This is a genomic window from Vibrio sp. 704, from assembly GCF_033339295.1.
On record NZ_JAWOUH010000217.1, the window covers coordinates 1 to 883 of the forward strand.

General features: G+C 45.8%; 1 protein-coding gene. It reads right to left on the reverse strand.

Annotated elements, in window-relative coordinates; translation table 11 throughout:
* Positions 1-883 (reverse strand): adenosine deaminase (locus R7R24_RS25555; RefSeq protein ID WP_318119907.1); only part of this gene is annotated, 883 nt, incomplete at both ends.

An 883-nucleotide genomic window follows, 5' to 3' on the forward strand; every position in this document is an offset into this window, starting at 1 on the left:
TTGCATCGATAGCGTTGAGCGTGAATTTCGCCAGTTCTTCTTTGCTCATGGGATGTGCTTGATTCACTGCAAGGAAGTTATCGGTCATGTAGCCACCAAAGTAAACGGGGTCATCAGAGTTAATGGTTACCGCCACGCCTTTACGCAGAAGTTCTACGATGTTGTGTTGTCCCATTTCATCAAACACGCAAAGTTTGATGTTAGACAGCGGGCAAACGGTCAGTGGCATTTTGGTTTCAATCAGAGACTCCACTAGAGCTTCATCTTCTACGCAGCGAACGCCGTGATCAACGCGGCTCACTTCCAACATTTCAATCGCGTCGGTAATATTTTGCGCTGGTCCTTCTTCTCCGGCATGTGCCACGGTAAGCAAGCCTGCCTCTTTCGCTTTCTGGAAGACACGTAAAAACTTAGCTGGTGGATGGCCTTTTTCTGATGAATCTAGCCCCACTCCAATGATTTTATCGCGATGCTTTAAAACAGATTGCAGTGTTTCCATCGCGCTTTCTTCTGACAAATGACGAAGGAAACAAGCGATGATCTGCGATGTGATGCCTAATTTTTCGCGGCCATCTGTCAGCGCTCTAGAAATGCCGTTGAGTACGGTGTCGAAGTTAATGCCACGTTCAGTGTGAGTTTGCGGGTCGAAGAATATCTCGGTATGAATCACATTGTCTGCTTTGCAATGCTCCAAGTATTCCCACGTTAGGTCATAAAAATCTTGCTCTGTGCGTAAAACATTTGCGCCTTGATAATAGAGGTCGAGAAAAGATTGCAGATCTTCAAATTGGTATGCCTCTCTCAATTCGCTTGGTGACGAATAAGGAATATCTATGCCATTGCGCTTGGCAAGTTTAAACATGAGTTCTGGTTCGAGTGAACC